The following is a 26328-nucleotide window of genomic DNA, read 5'->3' as shown; positions in this document are numbered from 1 at the left end:
GAGTTTTCTTGTTTTTTTACATATTCTACCCAGCTAGTGGTAAAGTCTATAAAAACAATTAAGGTCTAAGGGGGGGATGCGGGAATTGGGCCAAGCAGTGGATAGTGCAAAAGTGCAGAATAAAAAATTGAAACGTCCCTTCATACTAGCTGCCATCATGTTGGCTATGTTTATGAATGCTATTGAAGGAACGATCGTTTCGACGGCTATGCCAGCCATTGTAAGTGATTTAGGTGGTTTTTCACTTTACAGCTGGGTGTTTTCAAGTTATTTGCTAATGAACGCCGTAACAGTCTTGATTTATGGTAAGCTATCGGATATTCTCGGAAGAAAACCTGTCTTATTGTTTGGAATCGTTGTCTTTTTAATTGGCTCCATTCTTTGCGGCTTTGCCGATTCCATGACGGAACTCATCATTTATCGCTTTGTACAAGGATTCGGGGCGGGAGCTGTAGCTCCTGTAGCTTCGACGATTGTTGGTGATATTTATAAAAATGAAGAGAGGGCCCGCGTTCAAGGGTATCTATCGAGCGTTTGGGGCATTTCAGCGGTCATGGGACCCGCTTTGGGCGGGGTGCTCGTTGAATCCCTGACATGGAAGCTTGTCTTTTGGGTTAATGTTCCTTTGGGCTTATTATCTTTTATTGGGATTTGGCTTTTCCTTCATGAAAAAATCGAAAAGAAAAAACGTGATATCGATTACCTGGGTGCAGCGCTATTGACGTTATCCATATCCACTCTCATGGTGATACTCGTAGAAGGAGGAGTGAAATGGTCATGGGCTTCAGCTCCGGTCATTTCCTTGGCATTAGTGGCCATCATCACCTTCATCTTATTCATCCTTCAGGAAAAGAAAGCGGCCGAACCGATGATGCCATTTGAAATTTGGCAGGAGCGTTCGATTCTGATTGCGAACCTTGTATCCCTGACGACAGGGGTGATGATGATTGGATTATCAAGTTTCCTCCCGACATTCGTTCAGGGCGTGATGGAGCGCTCACCCACGGTAGCTGGTTTTACATTGACAGCCATGTCGATTGGCTGGCCGATCGCATCAATGATCTCAGGCAGGTTATTGATGAAAATAGGATTCAAATCAACCTCCCTCCTTGGAGGGTGCTCATTGGTCCTTGGGAGTTTGATCCTAGTATGGATGAAGCCGGAGGCCGGGCCACTGATTGCTGCCATGGGATCATTCTTTGTCGGTGTAGGCATGGGGTTGACTTCTACCTCATTCATTGTCGTCATTCAAAAAACAGTTAGCTGGGAACGCAGGGGCATTGCGACAGCTTCCAATATGTTTATGCGTAATTTAGGTAATACGGTAGGTGCCGCATTGCTTGGAGGAATCATGAATATGAGACTTCAAGCTTATTTGAACGAGCATGCGCCTTCCGGCTCGGGAGTGACGATAAATACGGCTAACCAACTGTTGAACAGTGAAGAACGCATGTCGCTTCCTGAAAATGTGGTGAAGGTTTTACAGGAAGGACTTACATTGTCACTGCAGACGATTTATCTCATTGTTCTAGTCTTCTCTATAATCAGCTTCCTGTTACTTACGAGATTAAGAAAAAATAAGAAGGCATAGGAAAAAAAAGGCAGACTCTTTAAATGGAGTTTGCCTTTTTTTAAGGAAACGCGACTCTGATGATCAATTGAATCAATAATGCAATCGTGACCGAATGTAAAATGAATTTCAATTGTCGAGTGGAGATTTTTTGAGCCACCCGCAGGGCCAGCTGTGATCCGATCAGGGAACCTATCGTGTAATAAATGGCGATCTCCCAGGCAATGTTACCGGCAAGGAAATAGGTGATGAATGCAGCTGTACAGCTAATGAAAGTTTGGAATCTAGTAAAAGCCAGGGATTGAAGGTAGGTGGCCCCATTTCTTAAAAAGGTATACATGAGCATGGTTGCCTGTCCCGGTCCGAACATACCGTCATAAACACTGATTCCGAATAGGGATGGGTAAACCTTTTTTGGGAGATGCCAATCCGCTTCACCGGAAGGTTTCGGTTTTTTTATGAAATTCATGATCAAAGCGACAGTCAAAAGACAGATGGCCAATAGATTCATCGCCTTTTCAGAGAATGAATTAGCAAGCAGCCCGCCACAGAAGCCACCGAAAAGGGCAAATGGGATTAACTGGAGGCCATCCTTCAGTTTTAACTGTTTCTTCTTGAATAAAATATAAAAACTGGAAAAAGAAGAAAACTTATTGGAAAACTTGACTGAACCAATAACCTGGTGGATGGGTAAACCTATCAACAAAAGGGATGGCATGCCGATAAGACCGCCGCTCCCGGCCAATGTGCCGACAAAGGATGCTGCAAAACTGATGACAAGCAATAAAATGATCGTCAAAGGATATCCACTCCGTTTCTTTTCACTTGTATTATAAGCCGACTTTGTTGATAATAAAATTTAAATAAATTAATTCATCATGATAAGATTTGATTATCAAGAGGTTGGTGTGTATGTCATTTTCAGAATTTCATTTATTATCCGTGCTTGCTCAGGAAATGAATATGAGAAAAGCGGCTGAGCGGCTGTTCGTTTCCCAGCCTGCTTTATCTCAGCGTTTACAATCAATAGAAAAGGATTGGGGCTCGAAACTGTTTTTGCGTTCACAAAAAGGGCTGTCACTGACGCCAGCAGGCGAAGCGGTAATTCGTTTGGCCAATGAAGTCATAGAAAAAGAAGAAAAGGTCAGGGAAAGTATCCAAGCTATGGACCATGAAGTATATGGGACCTTGAAGATAGCCTGCGCCTCGATTGTCGGTCAAAATTGGCTGCCGCAAGTATTGAAAAAGTTCGTCCAAAAATACCCGTATGCCAAAATTTCCTTGATCACTGGCTGGAGCAGTGAGATTTTAAAGTCTTTGTATGAAGGGCAAGTGCATATTGGCATCATAAGGGGAGCCCCGGATTGGAAAGGGGTAAAACAGCATTTATTCACGGATATGCTTTATTTGGTGGATACTGAAATGAAGGAACTGAATCAAGTGTTCGAAACGGACCGGCCATTCATTCAGTTTAAAAGCGATTCGAATTATTACCAGGAAATCCAGGACTGGTGGCATCGGCAATTTAAAACGACACCAAAAAACACCATAGTCGTGGATCAAATCGAAACATGCAAACAAATGGTGTTTAATGGTATAGGATATGCAATCCTGCCAGCCATCACTTTACATGATAAAGATACGAATGTTTTTAAAATCCCTCTACTGGATGGGCATAACCACTCAATCGAACGTGATACATGGCTTTGCGGTTATGAATCTGCCTTTCAGTTAAAGCAAGTCCAGGCATTCACGGAAGTGGTGAAAGAGCATATTCGTGACCAAGGAATGTTATAGGTCCGCCTACGAAAATGTCAATAGGGCAGAATAATATATAAGAGTGACATTCAACTTGTCTTGCCGGCTGTTGTCTGGTAAATTTAAAACGAGTAATGATACATATTTAGGAGGTTTACCCGGAATGAATAAAATGGATGCACACGAAATTATTTCTTTTATCTCAAATAGTAAAAAATCTACACCTGTAAAGGTATATGTGAAAGGCGATTTAGAAGGCATGGATTTTGGTCCAGCTTCTAAAACTTTCATTACAGGAAATACAGGGGTTGTATTCGGTGAGTGGTCTGAAGTCGAAGAAGCAATCAAGGCAGCAGGAACAAAAATCGAGGATTATGTAGTTGAAAATGATCGTCGTAACTCTGCCATTCCTTTATTGGACCTAAAAGGCATCAAAGCCCGTATCGAGCCTGGTGCAATAATCCGTGACCAAGTATCCATTGGAGACAACGCAGTCATCATGATGGGTGCATCAATCAATATTGGTTCTGTTATCGGTGAAGGTACAATGATCGACATGAACGCAATACTGGGCGGACGTGCAACAGTGGGCAAAAACTGTCACGTAGGTGCAGGTGCCGTTTTAGCAGGTGTGATCGAGCCGCCTTCCGCACAACCGGTCATTTTGGAAGATGATGTGTTAATCGGAGCCAATGCGGTCGTACTGGAAGGTGTCAAAATCGGTGAAGGTTCCGTTGTGGCTGCTGGTGCAGTTGTAACGAAAGACGTTCCTCCATATTCCGTGGCTGCTGGTATCCCGGCGAGGGTCATTAAACAAATTGACGAAAAAACAAAATCAAAAACAGAAATCATGCAAGAACTTCGTCAACTTTAATTTCTTTAGTGAATATTGCCTGAAGCGTGGATAACTATATCCACGCTTTCTGTATAGGGAGGGAATAACGTGAAAATAAATCCTTTTGCCGAGATCCGGCGTGATTTGCATCAAATACCGGAGATAGGATTCAAGGAATTCAAGACGCAGCAATACCTACTGAATTACATAACGAACCTTGCCCAGGAGCGAATGGAAATCGAAACTTGGCGGACTGGGATATTCGTGAAAGTGAAGGGAAGGAATCCGCGAAAAACTATTGGCTACCGGGCTGATATTGACGGTCTGCCGATAAAAGAGGAAACCGGATTGCCGTTCACATCCAACCACGAGGAATATATGCATGCCTGCGGTCATGATTTTCATATGAGCATAGGTTTGGGGTTATTGACATATTTCACTGAAAATCCGATTGATGATGACTTGCTATTCATTTTCCAGCCTGCAGAAGAGGGGCCTGGAGGAGCTGAACCAATGCTTAAATCGGAAACCATGAAAAAATGGAAGCCGGACATGATCCTTGCTTTACATATTGCTCCAGAGTATCCAGTTGGTACGATTGCCGTAAAAGAAGGGCTTCTATTTGCCAATACATCTGAATTATTCATCGATTTGAGGGGGAAAGGGGGGCATGCAGCCTATCCGCATGAAACAAATGACATGGTCATTGCGGCCTGCTCGCTTGTAGGGCAGCTGCAAACAATCGTTTCAAGGAATGTCAATCCACTTGATTCAGCTGTCATTACAGTTGGGAAGATTACTGGAGGCACCGTTCAAAACATTATTGCGGAGACAGCACGGTTAGAAGGCACAATACGCACCCTTAACCCCGAATCGATGGTAAAGGTCAAGTCAAGAATAAAAGCGCTTGTGGATGGTATACAAGTGGGATATGAGTGCTTGGCTGATATCGACTATGGAGCGATGTATCACCAGGTATATAATGAAGAACGGTTGACCAGGGAATTCATGGAATTTACAGAGAAGTCAAACGCTGTCCATTTGCATTGTTGTACTGAAGCGATGACCGGTGAAGATTTTGGATATATGTTAAAGGAGATTCCAGGATTCATGTTCTGGCTGGGGGTTTCATCGGAATACGGATTGCACCACGCCAAGTTAAGTCCTGATGAAAAAGCGATTGAACTCGCGATCAATCACTTGACGGAATATATAACGTTTAAAGGAAGCGAAGCGTAAAAATGCTTTTCAGTACAGAACATGCTCTAAAGAGAGAACGAATCACGTTGGAGGGCTTATTGTGAAAAAAGAATTTGCGGTGATTGGACTTGGCCGTTTTGGAGGCAGCATAGTCAGGACATTAGCTGAAGAAGGATTAGGGGTTCTGGCCATCGATGCTGACGAAGATCGAGTGAATGAATTTGCCAGGATAGCTTCACATGCCGTTGTAGGGGATACTACGGATGAAAATGTGCTGAGAAACATAGGTATTCGTAATTTTGATCACGTCATTGTAGCGATTGGCGAGAATATTCAAGCTAGTATATTGACGACCCTCATGCTTAAGGAATTGGGTGTCGGAAATGTAACGGTTAAAGCGCAAAATGATTATCATGAGAAGGTTCTCCGAAAAATCGGGGCCGATTTTGTCGTGCATCCCGAACGAGATATGGGAAGAAGGATTGCCCATAATATCGTCTCCAATAATATTCTCGATTATTTGGAGCTTTCTGATGAACACTCCATCGTCGAAATTGTTGCCAGCCAAAAGATGAATGGAAACTCGATATTTGACCTTGATATCCGTGCTCACTATGGGCTGAATATCGTCGCGATCAAAAGAGGGAACGAAATAAATGTCTCCCCGCAGGCGAGCGATTTAATTCATAAGGGTGATATATTGATCGTCATCGGCGCGGATTCGGACATCAATCGCTTTGAAAAAAAAATTGTGGAATAAGCAAGCGTCCTGCTAAAATCGAGCAGCGCTTTTATCAAAGGAAAACAAAAAGGTTTCGGAATGGTCTCATTCCGAAACCTTTTTTGTTTTTTAAATTGGATTTGAAGTAGTTATAGAGAAATAGCCTGCATCGACATTTTTTAATTCCCTTAAGTAGTCCTACGAAAACCATTCTTTTCTTTTACATCTGCAATTACACGCAATATTGTTTCTTTGCGTTTCGCATATATAGATTTTACATCGACATAATGATCTTTACTTTCTGTACACTGTGATAAAAGTGAACAAGTCGTACAAATGGGTTTGGATGATTTATACTCTCTATTTTGGTTTATTTCTTCTTGAAGGCGTACTGATAGGCTCGTGTTTCCGGCACTGCTTTCCACAGTGTGGAATCAACAAATACATGCTTCTTATCAGTTTACTTTCGGAAGCTTTCCATTAAGATGCGATAGAAAATCTATTCAAGCATCCTTATCACCTCAAGTTTTAATACTGTTTTTTTAAAACAAAAAAGACTGTAGGCAAAAAGAGTTCTATCTAACTGTTAAAACAAAGTTGATTGGTGCGGGGGTTCGAGACTCCTGCGAGAATACGCGGCCAAAGGGAGACCCCACAGGCGCTAAGACGCCGAGAAGGCTCCCGGACCGCCCGCGGAAAGCGAGTGCCTGTAGTGGAATTCAACGTTCGATATTTACACAGCTAAACAAAAAAAGCCCAGCCAAATGATGGCTGGGCTTCTATTATTTATTGCACTTCCATGATGATTGGTAGGATCATCGGACGGCGTTTAGTTTTTTCATATAGGAATGGAGATAGAGTGTCTGTAATTTCATTTTTGATTTCAGACCATTGTGTAGTTTTGCGATCCATCACCTTATTTAGATGCTTGGTGATCAAGGATTGAGCATCGCTGATCAGGTCTCCTGATTCTCTCATATAAACAAATCCGCGTGAAATGATGTCAGGACCCGATGCGATTTTGAATTCCTTCATATTGATGCTGACAACAACGACGACAAGACCTTCCTCGGAAAGAATCCGACGATCTCGGAGAACGATATTACCGATATCCCCGATGCCGCTTCCATCGATATAAACCGAACCTGAAGGGATTTTACCAGCGATTTGTGCTGTGTTTTCACTTAAGGAAAGAACTTCACCATTATCCATGATAAAGCAATTTTCTTCCGGAACTCCGCAATCGACTGCATGGCGGGCATGAAGTTTTTGCATACGGTATTCACCATGGATTGGCATGAAGAATTTTGGTTTTATCAGGCGAAGCATTAGCTTTTGTTCCTGCTGTCCTCCATGCCCCGATGTATGAATGTCATTCAAAGGACCTGAAATGACGTCTGCTCCTGCACGATATAATTGATTGATCGTTCTGGAAACACTGATTGTGTTACCTGGGATAGGTGAAGAAGAAAATACGACAGTATCACCAGGGATGATTTGAATTTGGCGGTGAGTGCCATTCGCTATGCGCGACAGCGCTGCCATTGGTTCACCTTGGCTGCCTGTACAAAGGATGGTTACTTTATTCGCAGGCATGCGATTCAATTGCTGTACATCAATAAATGTATCTTTAGGCGCTACGATATAACCAAGATCTTGTCCAATTGATATGGCTGAATCCATGCTCCGGCCAAAAACGGCTATTTTACGTCCATTAGCCACGGCTGCTTCCACAACTTGCTGAAGGCGATGGATGTTCGATGCAAACGTTGCAAAAATGATCCGGCCGTCAACCTTACGGAAAATGTCTTGAATGGTATCGCCGACACGGCTTTCGGACATAGTAAAGTTCTGCACTTCACTATTTGTGCTATCCGAGAGTAAGCACAATACGCCTTCTTTACCGATTTCCGCCATCTTGGTCAGGTTAGCAGGCTCGCCCACTGGTGTGAAGTCAAATTTAAAATCACCAGTATGGACAATTTGTCCAGGTGGCGTTTTAACGACGATCCCATAAGAATCAGGGATACTGTGAGTTGTGCGGAAGAAAGAAACGGACGTCTTCCGGAACTTGATCACTTCATCTTCACTGATTTCAATCATGGTTGTCTGACGTAAAAGGCCGTGTTCCTCCAATTTATTACGAAGCAGTCCAAGTGCCAGCTTCCCGCCGTATACAGGGACATTCACTTTTCTAAGTAAATAAGGAATCCCGCCAATATGGTCTTCATGACCATGGGTAATGAAAACACCTTTAATTTTATCTACATTTTTCTCTAAATAGCTGTAATCTGGAATCACATAGTCAATACCGAGAAGTTCATCTTCAGGAAATTTAATTCCAGCATCAATGATGATGATTTCATCTTGAAACTGAACAGCATATGTGTTCTTACCGATTTCGCCTAAACCGCCCAGGGCGAATACAGCTGTTTGATCGTTTTTTACAAATTTCATAAATTATAGCTCCAATACTTTGTAATCTTCATTTTGTTTTTCATATTCTAAATATGCTCCGGTTACGGGTAGTACGATTTCTACGTTATAAGGTTCTTTTTTTAGTTTTAAACGGACGTCACGAACGGATTCACCTTCGACAAACATTGTTTTAGTATTCTCCCTGATGGGAACCTCTGATATGGTTACTTGATAGTATACCTTAAAAACCATTTTAATCTCTCCTCACTTGTTTGCATTGCTTTTTTCATTATATATAAAAACAACAATTTTTTCATGTTTTTCAACATCATGTAAAAATAAACCCAGCTCCGCCATAAAAACGGAAGGGGTTTGATGAATTAAATATACCAATGTCTAAAAGTATATAAAAAAATAGATGGCAGATTTGGTATCAACCCGATTGTAGCTTCCTCTATCTTATATCCTATCCGTTTTTGCCATGTGTAAAACTTAAATCATCTGATCTTTTTTTCGCAAACGATTTCTTTCTAAATTAATATAGTATCACTGTGTACAGCGTTTCATGAAAAGACAACGACTCATATTTTGATTGAAATATGTATTCACCTGACCATATAAAAGCCAAGAAAGAATGCTTAACAAGAACTTTACAACAAGGAAGAAGCCCTCCGCAAGTTTTTGAAGGGCTGTCCGAAAAAAATTCGCATATGGATGACGGCCAAGGCAGGAATGAGTGGCAAATCATGCGATAGATTTTTTTCTTAAAAGATCATTCCACTGTTTAACAAGCTTTTTACGAAGCTTTTTTAACATGGCGATCACGCTCCCTTAGTTATTATTGTATAGGATTATTCAATAATGTAAATACGTCTTTACAGGTACTTGGCCCATTTTTGAAAAAAAAGGCTCATTCAAACAAGCAACTGGGATTTTAGAGGCAAGAAGGGTGGGAGAAGTGTAATCTGGAAAGCCTTAGCTGGTTTCTAATTAAGAATAGTATATGCCCATTCCTGAATAAAAAACGTAACTTTGAGTTGGATACGGTAGAGTTACTTGACTTATCTTGATGACAATTATTAAATGGGTACATATTAAAAAAGGAAAAAATGAATGAATTGGAAGTGAATCGTTAGTGAAAATCGTATTCTTTGATATTGACGGAACATTGCTTGATCATGAAAAAAAGTTACCTGCTTCAACAAAAAAAGCCATAAAGCAACTGCAGGATAGCGGGGTTTTTGTAGCGATTGCCACAGGAAGGGCTCCCTTCATGTTCGAGTCCTTAAGGGAAGAGCTTGGCATCGATACATTCGTAAGTTTCAATGGACAATATGTTGTTTTTGAAGGGAAAGTCGTTTATAAAAACCCTTTGAGCATACCTGAAATAAAACGGCTCCACGAACATGCTGAAAAAAATGAAATCCCGATCGTTTTCATGAATGAGGAGACAATGAAATCGAGTGTTCCTCATCATAGCCGAATTGAAGAGGCATTAAGCAGCCTGAAGTTTCCCCATCCTGAACATGTGGCAGATTTTTATGAGGACCATGATATATACCAAGCGTTATTATTCTGCTCGGAAGATGAAGAAGGGAACTTTGTTGGGAATTATGATGACTTTCACTTCATTAGATGGCATGAGTATTCGACGGATGTACTTCCATTCGGGGGTTCGAAAGCTGAAGGCATTAAAATATTAATGGAAAAAGTCGGGTTTGCTCTGGAGGATGTTTACGCTTTTGGAGATGGCTTAAATGATATAGAGATGTTAAAAGTAGCGGGATATGGCGTGGCAATGGGGAATGCCGGTCAACTTGTGAAGCAAGAGGCCGACTTTGTAACGAAGGATGTCGATGATGATGGCATACTTTTTGGTTTGAAGGAGCTTGAATTGATATAAAAAAAACAAAACCCCCGTCCACCAACAGGCGGGGGTTTTGCTTATTACGTTACCTTTCCACCGCAATGGAATTTTCCGGAATGGCATAAGGGTCTTCCGGGTTGATATGATCATAGAACATGATTCCATTAAGGTGGTCGATTTCATGTTGAAAACAAATTGCTGCGATGCCTTTCAGGCGGAGTTGAACCGATTTTCCTTCCAGGTCCGTACCCACAACCGTTATTCGAGCATAACGTGGCACGTAGCCAGAAACGGGACGATTTACGGAAAGGCAGCCTTCTCCGGATGTCAAGTATGCTTTTTCCACTGAATGGCTAATGAGTTTAGGGTTGAAAAGTGCATAGCTATACAGTTGATCATCTTTTTCTTTCAAATGTACTGCAATCATCCTTTTTGAAACATTCACTTGAGGTGCAGCCAGGCCAATTCCTGCCCTTAACCCATATATAGCAGCAATATCGGGCTTCTGGCTGTTTTGGACATATTCCATCAGGCTGGCTAAAAGTTGTTTATCTTCAAATGATGCCGGAAGCGGAACCTCTACCGCGACTTGCCTTAAGATTGGGTCGTCTTCATTAACAAAATCATCCATGGTTAGCATAATCTCTCACCCCATAAAAATTCTAATAATATGTATAGGGTTATTTTAACAAAAAAAATGCTGAAAGTTAATGGATGGCCTAATTAAAGAAAAATGGAAGGAATGGAATCAAATCGATTAATTCCTATTCCAACCATTATTTTATTGCCTGTTGAGGTCTATTTAAAAAAATAAATCATTTTTTGTGAATCAGGGTAAATAGTTAACATTTTCGGGTAAAGGTAATAGTAATTACCTGCTTAGCATAAACACGCGCCGACAATGATTAGCAGAATGAACAGGACAATGATTATTGCGAAGCCGCTTCCAAAGCCGCAGCCTCCACCATCACCATAACCATAGCTGGGTGCAACGGAAACCGGATAACAACATTCCTGGTTGGAACCTCCATACATAATTTCATACCTCCGTTTTTGTATTATTAAAATGCTGACCACTCTGATTTGAAACGGTCCCTACAGCCTATGCAGTATGGTTTAAAGGGTGTAGGCTAGCGCCCAGTAATGAAAAAAACCTGTTCGGAATATTATTGTAACAAGTGTCAGCGGCTTATAAGGGAATTTAGGGAAATATGAATCTTCGAAGAATTATCAGAAGGAGCTGTCTATTTTGAATCGTTTTGGCCCATATGTTATTTTACTTCTTGCTTTAGTGGTTTTGACTGGTTGTTTCAATGGTTCGCCGGAAGAAAGAATCCACAAAATCCTAGAGAAAACTGCAGAAAAGGAAAGTGATTTCACCGAGAATCAAGAGCCTCTTAATGATTTGGAGAAAAAAGAAAAAGAAAAATATGAGAAAATCATTAAACTTGGATTGGATGATTATGAACAGATCGTCGAGCTATCAGATGAAGCAACCAAGAATATCGACCAAAGGGAAGAAATAATTGAAAAGGAACAAAGCAGTATGCAATCCTCAAAAGAACAATTCAATCAGATTGACGAACAAATCGGGAAAATAGATGATGAAAAGATAAAAAAAGAAGCTACTGAAATGAAAAAGGTCATGAGTGAGCGCTATAGCACCTACGATAATTTATATGATGCCTATCAACAAAGTCTGGCTTATGATCGTGAATTATATGAACTGTTTAAAAAAGAGGATTTGAAAATGGATGAATTACAAGTGCAAATCGAGAAAATCAATACTTCTTATACAAAAGTTTTGAAAGCGAATGAGGAATTTAATGCATTAACGGAAAAATCAAATCAAAAAAAAGAAAGTTTTTATGATAGTTCCGGCATAGAAATGGCTGATTCAACAAAATAATATAAATAATGATGGGCTGTGATCCTCAATCACAGCCCATATTTTATTCCATCCAGTCCGATTATGGACTGAAAATTTCTAGAATGATCTTTTTTTGTGTAACCGGATTGATGTGAGCTTTTATACCTGTACTAAAAAAAATCGATAATTAAAAATCTAACAGCAGCGTTATATGAAAGCGTTTGAACATTTTTTTGGAATATTATTCCGATGCCTCTAATGCCTTTAGTTAAAGCGGTTTTGGAATCGATGGGATATGCGGGGGAATTGAAATGTTATCCTTCGCCAACCTTAAATCGATAAAGACGTGAATTTTAATAGTACAGTTGTAAAGTGAAAACTAATACAGAGAAGAAGTATGAGTGCTGGAAATTGTATTAAATCAAAATTATAAGGAACTCCAAGTGATTGACTTGATGTTAATTCATCTTGTAAACTTAATCTATAAAAATTCTTGTATCATTTTCCTTGATTTTTTTTATGGTACAGAATAAGATTGAGACATATTAAGCATATCCACGTTTGAGGGATTGGTCTTAAGGGGAAAATAAAAGAATGCATTGTGGAAGAAACTAAAAAGCAAACTTTTTTTGCTTTATAGAATAATAATAGCAAACCTTTTTAATGAAAGGATGAGGTGCCAAATGGCTCAAAAAACTAAGCAAGCTAAAATTAATGTTCAAGATCAGCTTAAAAAAGTAGAAGAACAATTTGAAACTTTTCAAATTTTAAATGAAGAGGGAGAAGTCGTTAATGAAGCGGCTATGCCTGAATTAAGTGATGAACAATTGCAAGAATTAATGCGTCGTATGGTTTATACACGTATCTTGGATCAACGTTCCATATCACTGAACCGCCAAGGCAGATTAGGTTTCTATGCACCGACTGCCGGTCAAGAAGCGTCTCAAATCGCTTCCCAGTATGCTTTGGAAAAAGAAGATTTCATTCTGCCTGGTTACCGTGATGTTCCGCAAATCGTTTGGCATGGTCTGCCGCTTTGGCAAGCATTCTTATTCTCCCGGGGACACTTTAAAGGAAATCAAATTCCTGAAGACGTCAATGTCATTTCCCCTCAAATCATTATCGGCGCTCAATATATCCAAGCTGCCGGAGTGGCTCTTGGGTTGAAGAAACGCGGGAAAAAAGCTGTTGCCGTTACATATACGGGTGACGGTGGAACCTCACAAGGTGACTTCTATGAGGGAATTAACTTTGCAGGTGCATTTAAAGCGCCAGCTATCTTCATCGTGCAAAATAACCGTTTCGCGATCTCGACACCGGTTGATTTGCAATCAGCAGCTAAAACATTGGCTCAAAAGGGTGTGGCTGCAGGTATTCCTGGAATCCAGGTTGATGGTATGGATGCGTTGGCCGTTTATACAGCCGTTAAAGAAGCACGTGAACGTGCAATCAATGGTGAAGGCCCTACATTGATTGAAACATTAACTTACCGTTATGGTCCGCATACGATGGCTGGGGATGACCCGACACGTTACCGTACTTCCGAAATGGATAACGAGTGGGAACTGAAAGATCCATTGGTTCGTTTCCGCAAGTTCTTGGAAAACAAAAAGCTTTGGAATGAAGAATTAGAAAACGAAACGATAGAAAAAGCAAAAGACGATATTAAAGAAGCAATCAAATTGGCTGATGCAGAACCTAAACAAAAGGTTACAGACCTAATTGAAAACATGTATGAAGAAATGCCTTATAACTTAAAAGAACAATATGAAATTTATAAAGAGAAGGAGTCGAAGTAAGCCATGGCTCAATTGACGATGATTCAAGCAATTACAGAAGCATTACGTACAGAACTTAAAAATGACGAGAATGTACTCGTTTTTGGGGAAGATGTTGGTCTTAATGGAGGGGTTTTCCGTGCAACGGAAAATCTTCAAAAAGAATTCGGTGAAGATCGTGTATTCGATACACCTCTTGCTGAATCTGGAATCGGTGGATTAGCGGTCGGTCTTTCTTTACAAGGTTTCCGTCCTGTTCCTGAAATTCAATTCTTCGGATTTGTATATGAAGTAATGGATTCCGTAAGCGGTCAGCTTGCTCGTATGCGCTACCGTTCAGGCGGACGTTACAGTGCACCTGTTACAATTCGCTCACCTTTTGGAGGAGGAGTGCATACACCGGAAATGCATGCTGATAGCTTAGAAGGTTTAATGGCTCAGCAACCAGGGTTAAAAGTAGTTATCCCTTCCACTCCTTACGATGCAAAAGGCTTATTGATTTCTGCGATTCGTGATAATGACCCTGTCATTTTCCTTGAGCACATGAAATTGTACCGCTCTTTCCGTCAGGAAGTTCCTGAAGAAGAATATACAATTCCATTAGGAAAAGCGGATGTGAAAAGAGAAGGAACGGATTTATCCATTATTACGTATGGTGCGATGGTGCAGGAATCCATCAAGGCAGCTGAGGAATTGGCTAAGGATGGTCATTCCGTCGAAGTGGTCGACTTACGTACTGTATCTCCATTGGATATCGATACAATCATTGCTTCTGTAGAAAAAACAGGACGCGCTATCGTTGTTCAAGAAGCACAAAAGCAAGCTGGTATAGCAGCGAATGTTGTAGCGGAAATTAACGAACGTGCCATTTTGAGCTTGGATGCTCCAGTACTGCGAGTGGCGGCAGCTGATACGGTATTCCCGTTTTCACAAGCTGAAACAGTATGGCTCCCTAATTATAAAGACATTATTGAAACGGCGACTAAAGTCTTGAAGTTTTAACAATCTTAAGTAATGGAATGAATGTCCTGCTTGGGAAAGTAGTTTTGCATTAACGGTAATGCAAGATAAAGGACTTTATTCAAAGCACTAAGTATGATTTAATATAGGAGGTTGAACTCAGTGGCATTCCAATTTAGACTCCCTGATATCGGAGAAGGTATACACGAAGGTGAAATAGTGAAATGGTTTGTAAAACCAGGAGATAAGATTCAAGAGGATGACGTGCTTTGCGAGGTTCAAAACGATAAGGCCGTCGTTGAAATCCCATCACCGGTGGAAGGTACCGTTGAAGAAATCCTTGTACAAGAAGGAACGGTTGCCGTTGTTGGCGATGTACTTGTAACATTCGATGCTCCAGGTTATGAAAATCTTCAGTTTAAAGGGGATCATGGAGAAGAAGCGAAGGCAGAAGGCGAGAAGAATACGGAGGCCCAGGTTCAAGCAACTGCTGAAGCTGGACAGGAAGTCAAGAAAGAGGCTGCTCCGGTTCAAGAAAATAGCGGAGTAACGGGCGCAGGAGCACAACCACAGGTTGAGGCAGATCCTTCACGACGTATTATCGCCATGCCTTCTGTCAGGAAATATGCACGCGAACAAGGGGTAAACATTCGCGAGATCTCTGGTTCTGGGGATAACGGCCGCATCATGAAAGAAGACATAGATGCTTTCAAAAACGGCAAAACAGCTCCACAGCAACCAGCAGCTCAAAGTGAAGCTTCACAACAAAATGATACGGAAACAACCGAAAAACAAAAAGTTTCAATTCCAGAAGGGCAATATCCTGAAACTCGCGAGAAAATGAGCGGTATGAGAAAAGCGATCGCAAAAGCAATGGTTAAATCCAAGCAGACAGCTCCGCATGTAACATTAATGGATGAAGTCGATGTGACGCTATTGGTTGCTCACCGTAAGAAATTCAAGGAAATTGCTGCAGAAAAAGGAATCAAGCTTACATTCCTACCTTATGTTGTTAAAGCGTTAACAAGTGCATTACGTGAATTCCCTATGCTTAACACATCATTTGATGATGAAGCTAGTGAGATTATCCATAAACACTATTACAATATCGGAATTGCGGCAGACACAGATAAAGGACTGCTCGTTCCAGTTGTAAAAGATGCAGATCGTAAATCAACTTTTGCTATTTCACAAGAAATTAACGAATTAGCGACAAAAGCCCGTGACGGCAAATTGGCTCCTAACGAAATGAAAGGTGCTTCTTGCTCCATTACGAATATCGGTTCCGCAGGCGGTCAATGGTTCACACCTGTAATCAATCATCCAGAAGTTGCCATTCTAGGGATTGGACGCATTGCCGAAAAAGCAATTGTACGCGACGGGGAAATTATCGCCGCTCCAGTTCTGGCATTATCACTGAGCTTTGATCACCGCATGATTGATGGAGCAACAGCTCAACATGCATTGAATCATATCAAAAAGTTATTGAACGACCCAGAATTATTGTTAATGGAGGCGTAAACAATGGTAGTAGGAGATTTTCCAATCGAAACAGATACTTTAGTAATCGGTTCAGGCCCAGGGGGATATGTTGCCGCAATTCGCGCAGCGCAGCTTGGACAGAAAGTAACGGTCGTTGAAAAAGGAACAATCGGCGGAGTTTGTTTGAATGTAGGCTGTATCCCATCGAAAGCTTTGATTTCGGCTGGACACCGTTTCCATGAAGCTCAGCATTCAGAAGATATGGGTATCTTTGCAGAAAAGGTTACTGTTGATTTTTCTAAAGTACAAGCTTGGAAAGGTTCTGTTGTAAAAAAATTAACAGGCGGTGTAAGCAGCCTGTTAAAAGGTAATAATGTTGATGTTGTAACTGGCGAAGCTTATTTCGTTGATGAAAACAGCATCCGTGTTATGAATGAAGACTCAGCCCAAACATATACATTTAAAAACGCAATCATCGCCACTGGTTCATCGCCAATCGAGATTCCGTCATTTAAATATACGAAACGTGTACTTAATTCAACTGGCGCTCTTGCTTTGGAAGAAGTTCCAAGTTCGATCGTTGTAATCGGCGGAGGTTACATTGGAACTGAGCTAGGCGGAGCATTCGCTAGCTTTGGCACTAAAGTGACCATCCTTGAAGGTACGGAAGAAATCCTTTCTGCAGGCTTTGAAAAACAAATGGCAGCACTTGTTAAGCGTAACCTTAAAAACAAAGGTGCTGAAATTGTAACTAAAGCTAATGCTAAAGGCGTGGAAGAAACTGAAACAGGCGTTACAGTTACTTATGAAGTAAAAGGCGAAGAGAAAAAAGTTGAAGCCGATTACGTTTTAGTAACAGTTGGACGTCGTCCAAATACTGCAGAAATCGGCCTGGAACAAGTCGGAATCAAAATGACTGACCGCGGTTTGATCGAAACGGATAAACAATGCCGTACAAGCGTGAAAAACATTTACGCAATCGGTGATATCGTTTCTGGACCTCAGTTGGCTCATAAAGCTTCTTATGAAGGTAAAATTGCAGCTGAAGCCATTGCAGGACATTCATCTGAAATCGACTATCTTGCTATTCCGGCTGTTGTATTCTCTGAACCGGAACTTGCTTCTGTCGGTTACAATGAAAAAGAAGCGAAGGAAGCTGGAATCGAAGCGCTTGCTTCCAAATTCCCATTCGCTGCAAATGGACGTGCTCTTTCCTTAAATAATACGGACGGATTTGTGAAGCTTATCACTCGCAAAGAAGACGGATTGGTTATTGGAGCACAAATTGCAGGACCAAACGCTTCTGATATGATTGCAGAACTTGGTTTGGCTATCGAAGCAGGAATGACTGCCGAAGATATTGCAATGACAATCCATGCACATCCAACTTTAGGGGAAATCACAATGGAAGCTGCTGAAGTTGCCCTTGGAACTCCTATTCACATCATTAAATAATTGTTTTATAAAAGCGTACTGCTAATGCAGTACGCTTTTTTTTGTATTGATTTGATATACAAAAATGAAGGTTTACTGGCCATTCATGATTTTCTTCACACTTGTTAAATGAAAAGGACAAAAAGGGCATAAGCTATAAAAAGGACTTCTTACTTTTTTCCTTGAAAGGGTTTGAAAAAGTTAATAGAGGATAAAAAATAAGATGAGCGATTTGCTATACGAATATTTTTTGCCAATAAAAAGATCATGGCTGATATATTCATATTAAAATGAGGTGGATCACTTGAAAAACTATCTGGTAATCCTCTTTCAACTAATCGTTTGGAGCGGGTATACATTAGTTGAATGGCTGTCTGTTAACGATCGATTCGTTTTTAAAGTATTCATGTTTCTGGTCTTTTCCTATTTAGCCATCTATATTGGAAAGATGATTTTAAAATCCAATAGACGAACCATGCTTGTTACCGTGATAAGTCTATTATGTTACGGGATTTTACAAATCCTTTTAGAAACGCTGGTACCCGTTTATTGAATTTTTAAGTAAGCCGCAATGACACAAGCAACCACGGAGGAGTCATGATTAACAAAGTAGTAGCAATATTTACATTTGTATCATTTTTGTTGATGGCTTGTAATGATCCGAGTTTCGGTCAAACTGAAAATGAGAATCAAAAAAGTGTTGAAACGGCAACAACGATCCAAGATGAAAGCCATCAAGAGAAAGATTTGAAAAAAGAAACGTCAAAAACAATTGGCGAAAGGAATGTAAAGGCAAAATATCGGGTGGATAAAGAGAATTGGTCATTTAAACCCAATGGGGATGCAAATCCGAAAGTTGTGTTGTTAACATTTGATGATGCACCTGATAAATATTCCCTGGCAATCGCCCAAACCCTGAAGCGACTTAAAGTACCTGCAATATTTTTCGTGAACGGTCACTTTCTTGAAAATGATAAAAATAAAGCAATGTTAAAAGAAATTCATGAAATGGGTTTTTCTATCGGCAATCATACTTATTCCCATGTGAATTTAAAAGAGTTGACCGAAAAGGAACAGGAGCGGGAAATCATAAAATTGAACAATTTGGTTGAGGGCATTACAGGGGTACGCCCTAAGTACTTCAGGGCGCCATTTGGATCGAATACCGAGCATTCAAAAAAAGTCGCTGAGAAAGAAAAAATGTTGGTCATGAACTGGACATACGGATATGACTGGGAAAAAGAGTATCAGGATAAAAAAGCTTTACCGGAAATCATGTTGAACAGCCCTTATTTAGGAAATGGCGCGAACTTACTGATGCATGACCGGAAATGGACGAGTGAAGCGATAGAGGATATCGTGAAAGGTTTTCAAAAGAAAGGTTATGAGATCCTTGATCCAAAATTAATTGAAACGCCTGCATGAGCCAATTTCGGCATCTGCAGGTTTTTTTTATTTCCTTGGATAATAATACATCACCCGTTTATTGAAGAGGTGAAGCTGTGCCCGTAATTTCTTTGCAAGGAACTTGCACAATTCATTTGCTTTTCCCTTATCACCGAAAGTGGCTGTTTCAGGGAGGGTGAATTGGATATAGGATTGAATCCGCTCAGATCCATCTTCATCCTTAACGACCTCTTGGTCGACGCCTATCAATATCATGTGATATCGATCTTCTTTGGATTGGAGGTATATTGCCTTATCTTTCATTCTTTCCGGTTCTTTCATTTCATAAGGAAATGCCTTCTTATCGTAGTCCCAATCCAGCTGCTTTCCGGTTTTCGCTGTGATCATTCGATAATAGTTCAGTAATTCTTTCACGTCTTCGATGGTTACAGTCCCTTTCGCGGACTCAGGAACAAGTTTGATATAGGCATTTTCAGTCATGTGGATCCCCCTTAAATAGATAGAATGTAAGAATATATTAACATTTTATGGATGTATTATATACTTATCTATATGTAAATGAAAAGGCGAAATTCCTTTTTCACCTTGCTATGCTGAAGCAAGGCGTGTGATGAAATATGTAAAAGCAGCTACAGGGGGCCCTTCGTTTATAAAAAAATCTCGTGTATTAATAAAAAAGAATATGTCTAACGAACGATTGAAATCGATTTAATCCAACATGAGGTTTCATTAAATGGGAAAAAGTATATATGTTATACTTTTTAGCTTGAAATAATAAATGTGTTATATTATAATTCATGTAAAGCGGTTACATTACGTCATTGATGCATACAATATAGGGGAAGGGGTTGTAAAAATGGGAACTATCGTATGTCAAACTTGCAATAGCACGATTGAACATTTTGAAGATGAAAAAGTAAGTGTACTATATACACATAATCACAACTGCCAAAGCTGTGATACAGCTGCCTCTGAAAAATAAATCGAAAAAAGGTTTTCAAGATTAATAGAATTTAAGGGTGTTTCAGGATTGTAACCTGGAGCACCCTTTTTATAGAAGCCAGTGCTTAATAATAAAAGGTTCAAAAAAACCAGAGCAGTACTCTGCCCTGGTTTGATGGAATCGATCAATTCTTAATAATGCGTAAATATTTTATTTCTGGGTCTTCTGGGCCTTGAACAGGAAGGCCGGCCTCGATGTTTTTCCGGATGTAATTGATATTATCTTCAGTAATCAATTCACCTGGAATGAAGATCGGGATTCCAGGCGGGTAAACCATGATGAATTCAGCGCTGATTTTGCCGACCGATTCCTCAATGGGCACCACTTCGGTTTCTGCATAAAATGCCTCCCTGGGTGATAAAGCCAGTGGTGGTGTATCAGGAAGCAGGACTTCAATTTTTTCATGTTCAGCAGCCATTTCCTTAAACTCATCCGATAAGTCTCTAAGTGCAGCGATCAGCAGATCCGCTTCTGTTTTTGAGTCTCCAGGTGTTATCAGGCAAAGGATATTGTACAAGTCAGAAAGTTCCACTTCGATATTATGCTTTTCACGAAGCCATTTTTCAACGTCGTATCCGGTGATATTCAATTCCTTAATGGATATGATCAATTTAGTCGGATCATAACTATATGCTGCCTTACTCTCGAGAATTTCGCTGCCAACACAGTATAGATAAGGAATCTCATTAACGGCCTCACGGATATACCCTGCGAGATTGATCGCTTCATCGACCATTTTCCTTCCTACCGTCGCAAGTTGTCTTCTAGCCGTATCCAGTGAAGCCAGAAGGATATAGGAGGTTGAGGTGGTTGTGAGCATGCTCAATATGGCTTGAACACGATTTGCGGAAACCAATCCAGTCTTAACATTTAATATGGAACTTCCCGTCAGTGAACCTCCCAGTTTATGAACACTGGTTGCAGCCATATCTGCTCCAGCTTGCATGGCTGACATCGGCAAGTCTTCGTGGAAGTGAATATGGACACCATGCGCTTCATCTACGAGTACTGGGATTTGGTGGGAATGAGCCACTTCCACTATTTTCTGCAAATCAGCCGAAATGCCGAAATAAGTGGGGTTGATGACAAGCAATCCTTTTGCATCGCTATGTTCGCTTAAAGTTTTTTCAACGGCCTCGACGGTGATACCGTGTGATATGCCCAAATCTTTGTCTATTTCAGGAGTGATGAAAATGGGAACGGCTCCAGAAAATACAATGGCAGACATTACGGATTTATGTACATTCCTTGGAACGATGATTTTGTCCCCAGGTCCGCATACTGTCATGACCATCGTCATGATTGCTCCACTTGTTCCTTGAACGGAAAAGAAGGTGTGATCTGCCCCAAAAGCTTCAGCGGCAAGATCCTGAGCTTGTTTAATGATCCCTTTTGGCTGATGGAGATCATCGAGTGGAGCGATATTGATTAAATCTATGGACAATGCATTTTCTCCAATGAAATTACGGAAATCAGCGTCCATTCCTTTTCCTTTTTTATGACCTGGAATATGAAATTGAACGGGATTTCTTTTTGCATGCTGCAATAAGGCAGTGTATAAGGGTGTTTCATTCTGTGACAATTCTTTGTGGCCCCTTTTCAATAAAATAGGTACGAAATATTTGGGAGCATATACTCCCTTTCTATTAACGATCGTATGTTTCTCCGATTCCATTCAAATGGTTTGTAAGCTTGTGGATAGACATAAAACATATGAATTATAGCACGTCTTATAATAAATGCCTAGAGTGACTTTAATGTCCTGACTTAATCAATTTATATATGACTTTGTTGTTAAGGGCTCAATAAAATTATCTGCAGTTTATAAATGTCCATTTTCCTAGTATTTACTGGATTTACTCAAGAATTCTTCTTTTATTAATTTGTATGTGTGAGTTTAAAAATTGAACGGGTAAACAATATTTGCCATAATGAAGCTAATGATCATTCAGCTAAATAAACAAACGACCAGAATGAAAAGGGAGATGAGGAGTTTGAAGTGGAAAACGCGTGTGACCGATTTATTAGGCATTCAATACCCAATCGTACAAGGGGGATTGGCTCATTTGGCATATGCAGACCTGGCTGCGGCAGTATCGAATGCAGGGGGGCTAGGGCAGGTAACGGCCATGTCCTTGGACAACCCGGAGCAATTGGTAGATGAAATTAGAAAAACGAAATCATTGACGGATAAACCATTTGGTGTGAACTTTGCAATCGGTCAGCATGGAAGGCCTTATGAACACATGCTGGAAGCAGCTTTGAAAGAGGATATAGCAGCTGTTTCCGTAACCGGCGGCAATCCTGGCCCATTTCTTGATTACGTCAATGGCACCCAGGTTAAAAAACTCGTGCTTGTTGCTGCAAGAAGGCAGGCAATGAAGGCTGAACAGCTTGGGGCAGATGCAGTGATGGTGGTTGGTCAGGAGGGAGGAGGACATTTAGGCCGTGATGATATTGGAACTTCTGTGTTAATTCCTCAAGTTGTGGACTCCGTTAAAATTCCAGTCATCGCCTCGGGTGGTTTTGGAGATGGACGCGGTTTGATGGCAGCAATGGCACTTGGTGCAGAAGGAATCGAGATGGGGACAAGATTCATAGCAGTCAAGGAATGTGTTCATGCACATGAATTATATAAAAATGCCTTGGTTTCCGGCACGGAAAATGATACCGTTATCATCAAGCGGTCCATTGGTGCACCAGCAAGGGTAATTGCTAACAGCTGGACCGATAAGATCCTTGATATAGAAAAAGAAAACGGCGGATATGAACAATTGAAGGATTACATAAGTGGAAAAGCGAACCAGCGTTATATCCATGACGGTATTGAGGCTGAAGGCTTTGCCTGGGCTGGACAAGTGATGGGGCTGATACATGATGTACCATCGACTGCTGAACTATTCAGTCGGATTATCGACCAGGCGGAAGCAATTCGTTCAAAATGGGCAGACTGATATTAATGGTCTGCCGGACAACATGAAAAACTATCCAGAAGGAGCGTGTTTAGGGTATGGATTATCAATATCCAATGGATCTTGATTGGTCTACCGACGAAATCGTAGATGTGATTAAATTCTTCGAAGCGGTAGAAAAGGCTTATGAAAATAAAATACAAAAGGAAGAATTCATGAAGGCTTACCGAAGGTTCAAGGAAATAGTCCCCGGTAAGGCAGATGAAAAAAAGTATACGGATGAGTTCGAGTCAGTCAGCACCTATTCAGCCTATCTTGTTATAAAGAAGGCAAAAGGAATCGATGACGGAGAATGGATAAAAATGAAAAATTAAAAATATAATTTTTAGAAAACTCCATTGACTTACTGAAAAGATTGTTTTAACATAATAAACAAGAAAAAGATAAAGGCAGTGACGAAGAAGAGTACCTTAATGATGTTCTGCAGAGAGCCAGTGGTTGCTGAAAACTGGTGAACGAATTTAAGCGAATGGACTTCCGAGCCCCAAACCGAAACGGATGAACGGAGTAGGCTTTGGCGATTATCTCATCGTTAATGGAGATAGGCATGTTAATGCCGTAAAGTGAGCTAATTTAGCTAATTAAGGTGGTACCACGGGTTCCTCGTCCTTTGGATGAGGGCCCTTTTTGCGTTTTTTTGGAAATGATAATTAAATCTATGAATGAGAGTAGTAATCTTTTTAGATGCGTCACAGAGAGCCGGAAAAGGTGGAAACCGGTACGATATAAGAAGATGAATGGACTTATGAGTGGTTTCTTGAAATAAGTAGGGAAACTCGGCTGCCACCGTTAAAGGGTAATCGCAAGAATTTTTCATTCTTGCTTGAGAGGGAAAAATGATGCATTTTTCCAACTTGAGGTGGCACCGCGGTATACCGTCCTCTGCAGACACATATTTGTGTTTGCGGGGGATTTTTTTATTGGAATTTCAATATATATACCTTTTAGAGAAGCATCAAAAAATATCCAGAGGAACTGAAAACTCCGGCACTTGGCCAAAAGGGTTTTCCCTTCGGAGGTTTACAAAAAACGTATAAGAATCGGGAGGGAATTGAGATGAATAATTTGGATGAAAAAAAAATACTCCGTTTTAAAATGGACACAATTGAAGGGGATATCCACACACCCATTGCCATATTTCAGAAATTGGATGGTGACCAAAAGTTTTTATTGGAAAGTTCAAATTCGCATCATGACAACGGCCGCTACTCTTATCTAGGTTCAAAACCGTACTTGGAGGTGACATCACTTGCTGACCAAGTATATGTAAAAGACACCGAAACAGGTGACCAAATCGTAAAGAACATCAATATCATCGAGTTTCTAAAAAACGAATTATTAGTGGAAATAGGAGAGGCTCCCATAAATCTTCCTCCTTTTAACGGCGGCGCAATCGGATATATGGGCTATGATATCATTCGTCTATATGAAAATATAGGTCCGGTTCCTCCTGATTCTCTGCAAATGCCTGATGCTCATTTTCTTTTTTATAAAGAATTGTATATATTCGATCATGTTCTGCAGAAAATCCATCTATTGACTGCGGAAGAAGATAGTGAAAAAAGTTTATTGGAGATGAAGGGAAAAATCAATCAGGCAAGCAAGCCGTCAAAGGAAATATCGTCGGAATATTTGGAATTCGATTCGAATTTCAGTCAGGATGAATTCGAGAAAATGGTCCTTGAAGTCAAAGCGGCGATTGTAGCTGGTGAAGTGTTCCAAGTCGTTTTATCACAAAGGTTTAAAGCGGACTTCGATGGGGAGCCCTTCGATGCTTACCGACGTTTGCGATTAGCCAACCCGTCTCCGTATATGTTTTATATAGAATTTGGCGATTATACAATCATTGGGTCGTCTCCAGAAAGTTTAATCAGTGTTTCATCAGGAATGGTTCATGTTAATCCCATCGCCGGCACACGGCCGAGAGGGAAAACGGATGAAGAAGATAAGGGCTTCGAAAAAAGCCTGCTGATGGATGAAAAGGAACTTGCCGAGCATAAGATGCTTGTTGATTTAGGTAGAAATGATCTTGGCAGGGTTTGCGAAATCGGTTCAATCCACCTTACTGAGGAAATGGAAATTCAAAGATATCAGCACGTCATGCATATTGCTTCGAAGGTTAGCGGAAAGCTTAGGGAAGGGTACACGAGTTTAGATGCCCTTACGGTCTGCCTCCCTGCCGGAACAGTTTCAGGTGCTCCTAAAATCAGGGCAATGGAGCTGATCAATGAACTTGAAAATTGTAAACGGGGGATGTATTCGGGCTCGATAGGCTACATAGGTTTTGGAGGGGATCTTGATATGGCTTTAGCCATTCGGACGATGATCATTAAAGATGGCAAGGCCTATGTACAGGCAGGGGCTGGAATTGTATATGATTCAGATCCCAAAACGGAATATGAAGAAACACAAAATAAAGCACGCGCTTTAATGGAGGTTCACACTAAATGATTTTATTAATTGATAATTATGACTCGTTCACTTACAACCTTTATCAATATTTAGGGGAAGTGGAAAAAGAAATCGTAGTGAAAAGGAATGACGAAATCACCCTTGCGGAAATTGAGGAACTGAATCCAATGGCAATCGTCATTTCCCCGGGACCCGGCAGGCCGGAAGATGCTGGTATCAGTATGGAGATCATCCGCAATTTCTATGAGAAGGTTCCGCTTTTAGGCATTTGTCTGGGGCATCAGGCCATTGGTGCAGTTTTTGGTGCGAATGTGGTTGGAGCGAAACAAATCATGCATGGGAAAACATCGGTAATCGAACATGATGGAACAGGTGTATTTGCTAAACAGGACTTACAATTCCATGTAATGCGTTATCATTCCCTTGTTGTTGAAAGGGCGAGTTTACCAGACGAACTGACTGTGACGGCAGTAGCACTGGATGATGGGGAAATCATGGCCCTGAAACATCAGGAATTCCCGCTCTACGGTTTACAGTTCCACCCTGAATCTATAGGGACGAAAATCGGCAAGGAATTATTACATCAATTTTATGAGATTGCCGGAACCTTTCAATCAAAGAAGCAACAATCCATTTTATAA

Annotated in this window: 25 protein-coding genes and 2 other annotated features; of the genes, 18 read left to right on the top strand and 7 right to left on the bottom strand. The window is 40.8% G+C overall.

Annotated elements, in window-relative coordinates:
* Positions 1-76: 76 nt before the first annotated feature.
* Positions 77-1591 (top strand): MDR family MFS transporter, encoded by a 1515-nt coding sequence (locus tag ACSR9O_RS01425; protein WP_230177598.1) that lies wholly within the window; start codon positions 77-79, stop codon positions 1589-1591.
* Between the two features lie 40 nt (positions 1592-1631).
* Here the strand turns inward: ACSR9O_RS01425 and ACSR9O_RS01420 are convergent, their stop codons facing one another.
* Positions 1632-2369, bottom strand: a complete 738-nt coding sequence (locus tag ACSR9O_RS01420) for a sulfite exporter TauE/SafE family protein (RefSeq protein ID WP_491723808.1) — start codon at positions 2367-2369, stop codon at positions 1632-1634.
* Positions 2370-2482: 113 nt separating this feature from the next.
* Here ACSR9O_RS01420 and ccpC point away from each other — a divergent pair, with 113 nt between their 5' ends.
* From ccpC to ACSR9O_RS01400, 4 genes are all read left to right on the top strand, one after another.
* Positions 2483-3367, top strand: a complete 885-nt coding sequence (ccpC, locus tag ACSR9O_RS01415) for a transcriptional regulator CcpC (RefSeq protein WP_063231999.1) — start codon at positions 2483-2485, stop codon at positions 3365-3367.
* A 124-nt stretch (positions 3368-3491) separates the two neighbouring features.
* Positions 3492-4202, top strand: coding sequence for a 2,3,4,5-tetrahydropyridine-2,6-dicarboxylate N-acetyltransferase (gene dapD / locus ACSR9O_RS01410; protein WP_230177595.1), 711 nt, complete (start codon positions 3492-3494; stop codon positions 4200-4202).
* 75 nt (positions 4203-4277) lie between these two features.
* The gene (locus tag ACSR9O_RS01405) at positions 4278-5402 is read left to right on the top strand and encodes an N-acetyldiaminopimelate deacetylase (RefSeq protein ID WP_101224731.1); all 1125 of its coding nucleotides are present in this window, start codon (positions 4278-4280) and stop codon (positions 5400-5402) included.
* Positions 5403-5460: 58 nt separating this feature from the next.
* Positions 5461-6123, top strand: coding sequence for a potassium channel family protein (locus ACSR9O_RS01400; protein WP_284702805.1), 663 nt, complete (start codon positions 5461-5463; stop codon positions 6121-6123).
* 747 nt (positions 6124-6870) lie between these two features.
* On the opposite strand, the gene rnjA is transcribed toward ACSR9O_RS01400, so the two are convergent.
* Complete coding sequence (gene rnjA, locus ACSR9O_RS01395; RefSeq protein ID WP_034314071.1) at positions 6871-8541, bottom strand: ribonuclease J1; 1671 nt, start codon at positions 8539-8541, stop codon at positions 6871-6873.
* Between the two features lie 3 nt (positions 8542-8544).
* Complete coding sequence (locus tag ACSR9O_RS01390) at positions 8545-8754, bottom strand: DNA-dependent RNA polymerase subunit epsilon (RefSeq protein WP_034314070.1); 210 nt, start codon at positions 8752-8754, stop codon at positions 8545-8547.
* Positions 8755-9637: 883 nt separating this feature from the next.
* Between ACSR9O_RS01390 and ACSR9O_RS01385 the strand changes: the two genes are divergently transcribed.
* Positions 9638-10405: a Cof-type HAD-IIB family hydrolase gene (locus tag ACSR9O_RS01385; protein ID WP_232782991.1), complete on the top strand. Its 768-nt coding sequence runs from the start codon at positions 9638-9640 to the stop codon at positions 10403-10405.
* Positions 10406-10454: 49 nt separating this feature from the next.
* On the opposite strand, the gene def is transcribed toward ACSR9O_RS01385, so the two are convergent.
* Positions 10455-11009, bottom strand: a complete 555-nt coding sequence (gene def, locus ACSR9O_RS01380; protein WP_101224532.1) for a peptide deformylase — start codon at positions 11007-11009, stop codon at positions 10455-10457.
* A 239-nt stretch (positions 11010-11248) separates the two neighbouring features.
* Positions 11249-11404 carry a YjcZ family sporulation protein gene (locus ACSR9O_RS01375; protein WP_063231991.1) on the bottom strand — a complete coding sequence of 52 codons (156 nt, stop codon included), beginning with the start codon at positions 11402-11404 and terminating at the stop codon, positions 11249-11251.
* 214 nt (positions 11405-11618) lie between these two features.
* On the opposite strand from ACSR9O_RS01375, the gene ACSR9O_RS01370 reads away from it, so the two are divergent.
* The 7 genes from ACSR9O_RS01370 (at position 11619) to ACSR9O_RS01340 (ending at position 19318) form a co-directional block, all read left to right on the top strand.
* The gene (locus tag ACSR9O_RS01370; RefSeq protein ID WP_157831113.1) at positions 11619-12278 is read left to right on the top strand and encodes a YkyA family protein; all 660 of its coding nucleotides are present in this window, start codon (positions 11619-11621) and stop codon (positions 12276-12278) included.
* 644 nt (positions 12279-12922) lie between these two features.
* Complete coding sequence (gene pdhA, locus ACSR9O_RS01365) at positions 12923-14038, top strand: pyruvate dehydrogenase (acetyl-transferring) E1 component subunit alpha (protein WP_101224534.1); 1116 nt, start codon at positions 12923-12925, stop codon at positions 14036-14038.
* 3 nt (positions 14039-14041) lie between these two features.
* Positions 14042-15019, top strand: coding sequence for an alpha-ketoacid dehydrogenase subunit beta (locus tag ACSR9O_RS01360; RefSeq protein WP_034314063.1), 978 nt, complete (start codon positions 14042-14044; stop codon positions 15017-15019).
* 120 nt (positions 15020-15139) lie between these two features.
* A complete protein-coding gene (locus ACSR9O_RS01355) occupies positions 15140-16498 on the top strand; it encodes a dihydrolipoamide acetyltransferase family protein (RefSeq protein ID WP_101224535.1) in 1359 nt (452 codons plus the stop codon).
* A 3-nt stretch (positions 16499-16501) separates the two neighbouring features.
* Entirely contained in the window at positions 16502-17914 is a 1413-nt protein-coding gene (lpdA, locus tag ACSR9O_RS01350; RefSeq protein WP_101224536.1) for a dihydrolipoyl dehydrogenase, read from the top strand.
* A gap of 274 nt (positions 17915-18188) precedes the next feature.
* On the top strand, positions 18189-18446 hold the full coding sequence (locus ACSR9O_RS01345) for a hypothetical protein (RefSeq protein WP_306804763.1): 258 nt from the start codon (positions 18189-18191) through the stop codon (positions 18444-18446).
* Between the two features lie 44 nt (positions 18447-18490).
* Positions 18491-19318 carry a polysaccharide deacetylase family protein gene (locus tag ACSR9O_RS01340; protein WP_491723807.1) on the top strand — a complete coding sequence of 276 codons (828 nt, stop codon included), beginning with the start codon at positions 18491-18493 and terminating at the stop codon, positions 19316-19318.
* Between the two features lie 27 nt (positions 19319-19345).
* Here the strand turns inward: ACSR9O_RS01340 and ACSR9O_RS01335 are convergent, their stop codons facing one another.
* Positions 19346-19780: a DUF1885 family protein gene (locus tag ACSR9O_RS01335; protein ID WP_230177589.1), complete on the bottom strand. Its 435-nt coding sequence runs from the start codon at positions 19778-19780 to the stop codon at positions 19346-19348.
* A gap of 376 nt (positions 19781-20156) precedes the next feature.
* Between ACSR9O_RS01335 and ACSR9O_RS01330 the strand changes: the two genes are divergently transcribed.
* Positions 20157-20282: a GapA-binding peptide SR1P gene (locus ACSR9O_RS01330; protein ID WP_072272684.1), complete on the top strand. Its 126-nt coding sequence runs from the start codon at positions 20157-20159 to the stop codon at positions 20280-20282.
* Between the two features lie 145 nt (positions 20283-20427).
* Here the strand turns inward: ACSR9O_RS01330 and ACSR9O_RS01325 are convergent, their stop codons facing one another.
* Positions 20428-21885, bottom strand: coding sequence for an aminotransferase class I/II-fold pyridoxal phosphate-dependent enzyme (locus ACSR9O_RS01325; RefSeq protein ID WP_101224539.1), 1458 nt, complete (start codon positions 21883-21885; stop codon positions 20428-20430).
* 412 nt (positions 21886-22297) lie between these two features.
* Between ACSR9O_RS01325 and ACSR9O_RS01320 the strand changes: the two genes are divergently transcribed.
* The 4 genes from ACSR9O_RS01320 to ACSR9O_RS01305 all read left to right on the top strand — a co-directional run bounded on the left by ACSR9O_RS01320 (position 22298) and on the right by ACSR9O_RS01305 (position 26328).
* Positions 22298-23257: an NAD(P)H-dependent flavin oxidoreductase gene (locus ACSR9O_RS01320; RefSeq protein WP_101224540.1), complete on the top strand. Its 960-nt coding sequence runs from the start codon at positions 22298-22300 to the stop codon at positions 23255-23257.
* Between the two features lie 56 nt (positions 23258-23313).
* Positions 23314-23589, top strand: a complete 276-nt coding sequence (locus ACSR9O_RS01315; protein WP_063596342.1) for a UPF0223 family protein — start codon at positions 23314-23316, stop codon at positions 23587-23589.
* Positions 23590-23658: 69 nt separating this feature from the next.
* Positions 23659-23889: a binding site (T-box leader), on the top strand.
* A 35-nt stretch (positions 23890-23924) separates the two neighbouring features.
* Positions 23925-24161, top strand: a binding site (T-box leader).
* A gap of 170 nt (positions 24162-24331) precedes the next feature.
* Positions 24332-25726 (top strand): anthranilate synthase component I, encoded by a 1395-nt coding sequence (gene trpE, locus ACSR9O_RS01310; protein WP_101224541.1) that lies wholly within the window; start codon positions 24332-24334, stop codon positions 25724-25726.
* Positions 25723-26328, top strand: a complete 606-nt coding sequence (locus ACSR9O_RS01305) for an anthranilate synthase component II (protein ID WP_491723806.1) — start codon at positions 25723-25725, stop codon at positions 26326-26328. The genes trpE and ACSR9O_RS01305 overlap by 4 nt, the downstream gene beginning before the upstream one ends.

The organism is Peribacillus sp. B65 (assembly GCF_058513295.1).
Note: the sequence above shows the minus strand (reverse complement) of the source record. Positions and strands in the feature narration are given on the sequence as shown.